This is a genomic window from Paenibacillus sp. GXUN7292, from assembly GCF_050864975.1.
Taxonomy (GTDB): domain Bacteria; phylum Bacillota; class Bacilli; order Paenibacillales; family Paenibacillaceae; genus Pristimantibacillus.
Window position 1 is genome coordinate 1 of record NZ_JBOZWO010000081.1, and the last position, 7,773, is coordinate 7,773.

The following is a 7,773-nucleotide window of genomic DNA, read 5'->3' on the forward strand; positions in this document are numbered from 1 at the left end:
GGTTTGGCGCCATAGCCAAGTGGTAAGGCAAAGCTCTGCAAAAGCTTTATTCCCCAGTTCAAATCTGGGTGGCGCCTCCACAATCTTTAAAAATGTGCGCCCTTAGCTCAGCTGGATAGAGCGTTTGACTACGAATCAAAAGGTCAGGAGTTCGAATCTCTTAGGGCGTGCCACTTTTTCAACAAAGTGACATAGCAAGGTCAATAATTAATATGCCGGTGTGGCGGAATGGCAGACGCGTTCGACTCAAAATCGAATGGGGAGACCCGTGGAGGTTCGAGTCCTCTCACCGGTACCACTAAAAAACAATGGTTCATCAGATAATTTCATCTGATGAGCTTTTTTTTATTCTAGGGAGATAGCTTAACTCCTAATAAAGAGAAACGGCGGTGCAGAAGCTTTTCTGTCCCGCCGTTTTTGTTTCTCCGCGAGTGAAGAAGCGCTGGGTCTATTGCCGACCTGACTTTTGATTGGAATGATGCAAGTCATGATAGTATTTTCTTGACTCGCTTGGTGTCATTTTGTACTCTTTTTTAAACTCCCGCGAAAAATGATTTCTTGTTGCAAATCCGTATTGATACGCAATTTCGTTAATGGAGGTGTTTGTTGCGCATAGCATTTTATAGGCCTCCTGAAGACGGATTTGCTTCCAATAGGCAATAGGCGACCTTTCGAATACTTTTTTAAATAATTGAAAAAGTGCAGTTCTGGACAAATGGAATCGGGATACAAGCGTATCCACATCTTCGGGATTACCTAAATTCTCGCTCATATAGGTTAGTATAGGCACAAGAATATTTGCTTCGTAAAAAAAATGTTCATGAAACTGATTCGGTTCGGAAATATCCAGCAATTCATTTAATATGCGATAGCCTATTTCTTTGCGTCTTGCTGCATATTTCCATTCAAACCCCTGCTGCGGGTGCATACAGTCCAACAATTGTTCTATCCATTCACCAAGAACGGCGCCCTTGGCTGAATCAGTTTTGGGAGGAAGCTGAAACAGCGCTGACAGATCAATCGTATCGCATATCATAAATTGAAGATGGGCGTAACGAAAATGCATAGGCGTTCCATCTTCAGCAGCATGATGGATAATTGATAATTCAATATCGGCTGGAGCTAGAAATGCTTCCGTCCCTTGCGTTACAATATGACCATTTTTGGATATAACCTCGTAACTGCCGTTAGTAGCTTGCGCTACAATGATAAACGGTATTCTTTTGTTATGAATCCATCCGCTAACCGGGATTCCTTCACCTGCTTCTACAAAGCGCAAATTCAATAATGAATCGAGCATGTTCAAGGCCGCCTCCTTCGTTTCTGTACGAATAGAACCCTATTCTGTATTGCTGGAGCTAGAACAACAACGAATTTTCCATATATACTCATATTAAGGTAACCTTTTGCAATTGTCATCAATGTATATGTTAAATTTCGAGGGAGGATTGCGGGCAATGGATTACGCCATACAGTTTACAGGGAAGGAACAAGCAGCGCTAGTTAAGCAAGTTCGTCCAGCTGCACCCGATAAGGGCCATATTTTAGGTACATCGCTGTTTTCGCTTATTAGTCCGGGCACTGAGCTGGAAGGCGGATTTTTGCGAGAACATGATCAAGCGGTGGAGACCGGTTATGCTACTGTGTTCCGAGTGGATCAAGTTGGTGAGGCGGCTGGAAATTTTCGGGCGGGGGATATAGTGTTTTGCAGCCGTTCGCACCAAAGTTATCAACATCTTCCGGCGAATGAAGCGATTTCCATTCCGGCTGAATTAGATCCTGCTCTGGCTGTATTGTCCAGACTTATGAATATTGGAATGACTGCTTTAATGACTACGCAAGCGAAGCCAGGTGATCACGTATTCATTACAGGAGCCGGACCGGTTGGCTTATTGGCAGCATTAATCTTCCAAAGATGCGGTTATAAAGTAATGTTATCCGATCCTAACGAAGCCCGTTTGGAATCGGCCAGAGCAGCAGGTATTATGTACACAAGCCCCAGTATCCCTGCTCACGACTCTCCATGGGTTGGGCAAACGGCTCTGGTGCTTGAATGTTCTGGTCACGAAACAGCGACGATTGATGCGTTAAAACTTATCCGCAAGGGCAGCGAGATCGTTCTGTCAGGCGTTCCATGGAAGCGGAATACAGAGCATTATTTACATGAGCTTTTATCGCTTGTATTTCATAAATATGCGATATTAAGAAGCGGCTGGGAATGGGAGCTTCCAATTACCCCGCAGGATTTTAGACCCTACAGCTTTTACGGCAATATTCAGACAGCGATGGATTGGTTGTCAGATGGAACAGCCCAGCTTGCACCGCTCATTAGGAAAGTGTCACCGCATCATGTGCAACAGGTATACGAAGAATTGGCGCAACGATCCATTCACGATCTCTTTGTCATGTTCGATTGGAAGAAGGAGGTGGACCCGCAATGAGACTTGGCGGACCAGTAGTTTTTAATGACCCCGAGGAGTGGGTGAGGGAACATAGGCGGTTTGGCTATACGGCTGCATCTTGTCCGGAGCATTTGACTCTTGACCAATCTGAGGAAATTGAAGTGTATCGAAGGGCAGCGGCAGCGGCTGGGCTAATCATTGCAGAAGCAGGCGCTTGGAGCAATCCCCTTAGTTCCAATGAATCGACTAGAAAATCTGCGATTGCATATTGTCAGCAGCAATTGGCTTTGGCCGAAGAAATCGGCGCTCAGTGCTGTGTCAATATTACAGGCTCGAGAGGAGAGAAGTTTGACGGACCTGATCCGAATAATTTCTCTAATGAAACCTTTCAGCTGATCGTGGATTCGGTTCGTGAAATCATCGATGCCGTCAAGCCGAAGCGAACGTTCTACACGTTAGAGACAATGCCTTGGATATTTCCAAGCAGTGCGGACGAATACGTCAGGCTGATTCAAGCGATAGACCGGCCAGAGTTCGCCGTTCATCTCGACCCGGTTAATATGGTGAATAGTCCCCAAATATACTATAATACGACTGATTTGTTGACGGAATGTTTCAATAAGCTGGGTCCGTACATTAAATGCTGCCATGCCAAAGATATTTTACTGTCTGATAAGTTGACCGTCCATCTTAGCGAAGTTCGCCCCGGGCTAGGCATTCTCGATTATCATCATTTTCTAAAGTTATTACGTGCGCAAAATCGGGAAATTCCGCTGATGATTGAACATTTGGAGAGCGCCGAGGAATACCAGTTGGCTGCGAAATATATACTGGGAATAGAAAACCAGCTATAAGTACAGGTTGAAATGAGAACTAATTTGAATAAAATGATTGTGAAAAAGACTTCCCCCTGTGAGACCCCCTGTGAGAAGTCTTTTTTCAATTGTTTAGGAAATTATGCATCAGATAAAATTGTGGATAAGTATCGAGCTCGAATTGACCTAATGATGCGGACACTGATGTCCGTTAGCTGGAAAAAAGTTAAAGAATCAGACGGGATTTTCTTCTAATGGTCATAAGTGTCCGCATACACAACAAAAAGACTGCTTTTTTGGTTCTAACGGTCATAGATGAACGCACCGCAAATAACATCGCATCGTTTGTTCTTTGCACACGATGACGGCAAGTTAGATCACCGATTGGTGATTTTGTTCTTTCCTTGCGCCAAAGTGCAGCTAGTTTTCTGGCGGCATATCTGTCGGAGTTGTTCTAAGCATTCCTGAGTGAGTCAATTTCACATTGACGTAAATGTTTTGAAGGGAATCCTGGCTGAGCAGGATTTGGTCTTTGGCACGAAGCTGCTTCCATGTGAAGTGGTGCTTTCGGTATAGGACATGCTTCAAAGAATATAAATCGGCATTTTTTTTCAAGCCTGCCTCATAGGTGCTGCGCACTTCTTTTTCAATTTGTTTTTGCGCTTTTTCAACAAGCTCTGACTCTGATAACGAATCGATGCTTTCGATAATATTACCATTAATGTTAATGGTAATAGAGAAACGGGGCTGATCCTTGCTATTTTGAAATTTAATATCGATATCAGGCTTTCCCATTGAAATGACTGTATTAATTTTTCCATTCTCTTTAATAGATAATGGTGACCGAATGGTTTCAGTTTCCATCCAGCGCGAGCCATTTAAACTTTCCCGGCCAAACCAGCCTTTAAGAGATTGATTTTGAATGGCAAACACGCCATTAATAATTATTTTTCTTTCGTTTTTTTCATTTTTCTTCCACTGCTCTTTGTTTAAAGATATGGACGGGAGCAGAATCGTTTTATCGGGCTCTCTCGCTTCAGAAATAAACTCAACATATTTTATTGGCAGAATGAAGGAAGACTGCTCATAGTTCTCCATAGGTTCATTAAGAATGGTGCTTAGTGTAGTTAAATTAAAGAAACCAGGAGCAGAAAACAATTGTTCAATTGAATCGTGAGTTCCATATACCCAAGGCGTATAGCGAATGTCCCGAAAACGAAAAAAGGTATCGGTCATGCGGGTCGTTTCCTGCTCTAGATATGCTCTTGAGACCACGATAGATGTAATGTGGCTCCACAATGTTTTTTGCTGCATTGTGCTGTAGAGATCATTGATGGCGAGATTGATTGTTTCTCCGGTTCCCTTACCGACCCATTGTTGCGGCGGCTGACCAACCTTGCCCGACTCCTGTTTGGCAATCGAGGTAAAATCAAGCATTTGAGCGTAGATAATAAACTTTCCGTCCTTGTAGTCCAACCCGACTGAAGTGATGTAATTGATCGTTTGCAGATCTTTTATATCCCAACAGCCTGTCAACAATAGTAAAACAGCAAGACAAGCGGATATGCGCAATTTTTTCAAGATGCGTCCTCCTTCTTGCGGCTGGTATCGTTCGTATGCAAAATTTCGGGTCTCTTGTTCATATTATCGCGCGGAATTATTAGCAGCGCAGGCAGCAAATCGCGCAGCGACAATGGGGAGAGCGGCGCTAAGTAAGGAAGACCGAAGGATTCAAGTCTGGATACATACGTCACTAATGCGAGCAGGGCGATGCAAAATCCGTACATGCCAAAGACAGAAGAGCATACAAGAATAAACAGTCTGAATACCGAGACTGTACCACTAAGCGATTGATTGACTAGCGTAAATGTGGCGACTGCTGTAATCGCCGCTACAAAAAGCATAGTAGGTGAAGTGAGCCCCGCTCGTATAGCGGCATCGCCCACGATCAGTCCTCCGACAACAGTAACCGTTTCCCCAACTGCTTTTGGTAATCTTACGCCAGCCTCCCGGAATATTTCAAACAGTCCCAATATCAAAAAGGCCTCCATGGGCGAGGAGAGAGGGAGCCCTACTCGGGCATTGCTGACGGTAGCCAGCAACTGGAAAGGCAGCTGATCCATATCATAGGCGGTTAAAGCTACCCAAAGTCCGGGTGCAAAAATCGAAATGGAGATTCCAATCAGTCTAAAAAATCTTTCTAATGCAACATAGTAAAAAGGCATATGCATATCTTCAGGCGATTTAAGTAGAGCCGTTAGATTGATTGGCGCTATAATCGCCATAGGAGAACCGTCAATTAGAATGACAAATCGTCCTCGCAGTAAGCTGGAGCAAACGTGGTCCGGTCTGCCGATATAATCGAATAAGGGAAACAAAGAATGAGAATAATCAGCTAACCCTTCCTCTAGCTGTTCATTGCTCAGCAAGCCGTCAATATCTATTTTCTCAATGCGTTTACGCACTTCATCTATTACTTCCGGACGTGCCACATCATAAAGGTAAAGCAGCGATACCTTCGTTTGGCTTCTGCGGCCGACCCTGAACTGCTCGTGATAAAGTGACGGGGTTTTTAGCCTTTTCCGAATCAGTGCAATATTTGTGGATAATTCCTCGGTAAAGCCGTCTCTAGGACCTTTAATGGATACTTCCGTATTCGACTCTTCCGGTGTTCTTCCAGGGATATTAGCTACGTCAACGGAATACAACTGCTGCTGCTCTTCAAAAATAATGATCATATTACCTTCGAATAAATGATGCAGTAAATCCTGTCCCTCTTTTATTGAATGCAGCTGGAGAAGAGGAGTTTCTGTAAAGGAATCGTCTATTTGCTCGAAATTGATGAGCATTTTATTGAGCTGCGGGAGTATAACATCATTGATCTGCTTCAAATCAACCAATCCAATGCAATAAATCAAAATGCCTTTGAATTGCTGATTCGATCCATAGAAACAGGTCTGAATCGCAATATCCGCACTGAAACCGAACAATTGCTTGATGGTTTCTTCGTTCCACTTTTCCGGCAGCCAGCCCGAATAAACCGGCTCTTTCGCCGATTTGGATTTAAGAAATCGCTGTTGAAAATAGCGCTGAAAATTCAAGATTTCTTCCTCCTCCAGGTGCGTGATTTGAGAAATACAAGTCCTGCAAGCAGGCTTGAGGCAGCCAGCATGATAAACAGAGCGTACGGGTAGTAAAAACCTCTGATCCATTGTACGTATTTAATATCGCTGATAGGAGCGATAATGACCGCCATCAAGACAATAAAGAGCAGAGTAAGCAATGATCTTTTTGCTGCTTTGCGGTTTGGTTGAACCCAATCCAAAATAATATACAAAGCTAGAGCAATTCTTATAAATGCCCCTGACAGCCATTGGTACAGCGCAAGGAAATCAACATGGGCTATATATTTTCCGATTACTACAAGTCTCCATTGCTCGAATGCCGGGTATCTCTGATTGGCTGATTCAACGGGGCCGTAAGTGGCGATCGCTCCCATCAGAGGTCCTAATGTTAGCCCGCACAAAATAAAGGCGAGCAAAATCCAGGAGCGAAAACGAAGCGGCTTGGCAATATGCTGTCGGATAAATATGAGAATGAATGCCTCGGTAAATCCGCCGCCTGCATAAACCATTGCGTGCAAAATGGGGCTGACCCCTTGTGTAAAGATTGGAAATAACTTGGAATAATCTTTGTATGGAAAGTTAGCAGTCATGACAAAATAGCCAAGAACCCAGACAAAAGGCAGAAGAATTCCTGAAGTGATGGCAATGGATCTGATTCCAGAGCTGGCAATAAACAGGCATAAAAGTATAAAAGTTGCGGCCACTACCGTTTTTGGAGTTTGGGGCAAGTAGGTGATGTTTACCCAGTTGGTTGTCTCTTTAAGCGTAATAGCGGCAATTAAAAGCAAGTATATGGCAAATGGCCAAATAAATAAGCGTGCAGTCCATTTTCCAAAATTTTGTGTCAGCCAATCGGGCAATGAAAGCTTGCCAATCTTTTTAGCAATAAAGTAGGGGATAAAAATCCAAGCGTTAAACAGCAAGTAGGCACATATAACGCTAATCCAGGAGTCCCGATAGCCTATTTGCAGCAGTAGCGGAATAATCGTTACATGATTTGAAAATCCAACCGCCATTATTAAAATAAATAGTGCCTGGAGTACGCTTATTTTTTTAGTAACATTCATGCTAGCCCCTCCATAACTCTATAACATGCAAATGGTATTATATATTTTAACCAATTATGGAAAAGTATACTGAAAACTTGTAATAATTAATTTATACTTTAAGCAGAAGAATAGTCAGAGACGATTAGAGGATGAAAAAAAGTTTACAGGAAGTGTTGCATATTCACTAATAAATATGTTACATTATAAGAGTCGCTTTACATGGAGGCTTAGCTCAGCTGGGAGAGCATCTGCCTTACAAGCAGAGGGTCAGCGGTTCGATCCCGTTAGCCTCCACCATATAATGTCGCGGGGTGGAGCAGCTCGGTAGCTCGTCGGGCTCATAACCCGAAGGCCGCAGGTTCAAATCCTGCCCCCGCAACCA

General features: G+C 43.5%; 6 protein-coding genes and 5 tRNA genes. 7 read left to right on the top strand and 4 right to left on the bottom strand.

The features are described 5' to 3' along the window. Nucleotides 1–5: 5 nt before the first annotated feature. The 3 genes from ACRRU2_RS28230 to ACRRU2_RS28240 all read left to right on the top strand — a co-directional run bounded on the left by ACRRU2_RS28230 (nucleotide 6) and on the right by ACRRU2_RS28240 (nucleotide 298). Nucleotides 6–80 (top strand) — tRNA-Cys (locus ACRRU2_RS28230). 16 nt (nucleotides 81–96) lie between these two features. Continuing rightward, nucleotides 97–173 (top strand) — tRNA-Arg (locus tag ACRRU2_RS28235). Nucleotides 174–214: 41 nt separating this feature from the next. Beyond that, a tRNA-Leu gene (locus ACRRU2_RS28240) sits at nucleotides 215–298 on the top strand. 150 nt (nucleotides 299–448) lie between these two features. Here the strand turns inward: ACRRU2_RS28240 and ACRRU2_RS28245 are convergent. After that, entirely contained in the window at nucleotides 449–1,300 is an 852-nt protein-coding gene (locus ACRRU2_RS28245; RefSeq protein WP_331701662.1) for a helix-turn-helix transcriptional regulator, read from the bottom strand. Nucleotides 1,301–1,457: 157 nt separating this feature from the next. Between ACRRU2_RS28245 and ACRRU2_RS28250 the strand changes: the two genes are divergently transcribed. Both ACRRU2_RS28250 and ACRRU2_RS28255 read left to right on the top strand, forming a co-directional pair. Then, nucleotides 1,458–2,441 (top strand): zinc-dependent alcohol dehydrogenase, encoded by a 984-nt coding sequence (locus ACRRU2_RS28250; RefSeq protein WP_432506773.1) that lies wholly within the window; start codon nucleotides 1,458–1,460, stop codon nucleotides 2,439–2,441. Then, nucleotides 2,438–3,256 (top strand): sugar phosphate isomerase/epimerase family protein, encoded by an 819-nt coding sequence (locus ACRRU2_RS28255; RefSeq protein WP_432506775.1) that lies wholly within the window; start codon nucleotides 2,438–2,440, stop codon nucleotides 3,254–3,256. Before ACRRU2_RS28250 ends, ACRRU2_RS28255 begins: the two co-directional genes overlap by 4 nt. A 381-nt stretch (nucleotides 3,257–3,637) precedes the next feature. Here the strand turns inward: ACRRU2_RS28255 and ACRRU2_RS28260 are convergent, their stop codons facing one another. From ACRRU2_RS28260 to ACRRU2_RS28270, 3 genes are read right to left on the bottom strand one after another with little or no spacing between them, the layout of a single operon-like run. Further along, the gene (locus ACRRU2_RS28260) at nucleotides 3,638–4,798 is read right to left on the bottom strand and encodes a Ger(x)C family spore germination protein (RefSeq protein WP_432506777.1); all 1,161 of its coding nucleotides are present in this window, start codon (nucleotides 4,796–4,798) and stop codon (nucleotides 3,638–3,640) included. Next, the gene (locus tag ACRRU2_RS28265; protein ID WP_331701666.1) at nucleotides 4,795–6,318 is read right to left on the bottom strand and encodes a spore germination protein; all 1,524 of its coding nucleotides are present in this window, start codon (nucleotides 6,316–6,318) and stop codon (nucleotides 4,795–4,797) included. The genes ACRRU2_RS28260 and ACRRU2_RS28265 overlap by 4 nt, the downstream gene beginning before the upstream one ends. Further along, entirely contained in the window at nucleotides 6,315–7,409 is a 1,095-nt protein-coding gene (locus ACRRU2_RS28270; protein ID WP_432506779.1) for a GerAB/ArcD/ProY family transporter, read from the bottom strand. Before ACRRU2_RS28270 ends, ACRRU2_RS28265 begins: the two co-directional genes overlap by 4 nt. Nucleotides 7,410–7,612: 203 nt before the next feature. Between ACRRU2_RS28270 and ACRRU2_RS28275 the strand changes: the two genes are divergently transcribed. Both ACRRU2_RS28275 and ACRRU2_RS28280 read left to right on the top strand, forming a co-directional pair. Continuing rightward, nucleotides 7,613–7,688, top strand: a tRNA-Val gene (locus tag ACRRU2_RS28275). An 8-nt stretch (nucleotides 7,689–7,696) separates the two neighbouring features. Next, nucleotides 7,697–7,773 (top strand) — tRNA-Met (locus ACRRU2_RS28280).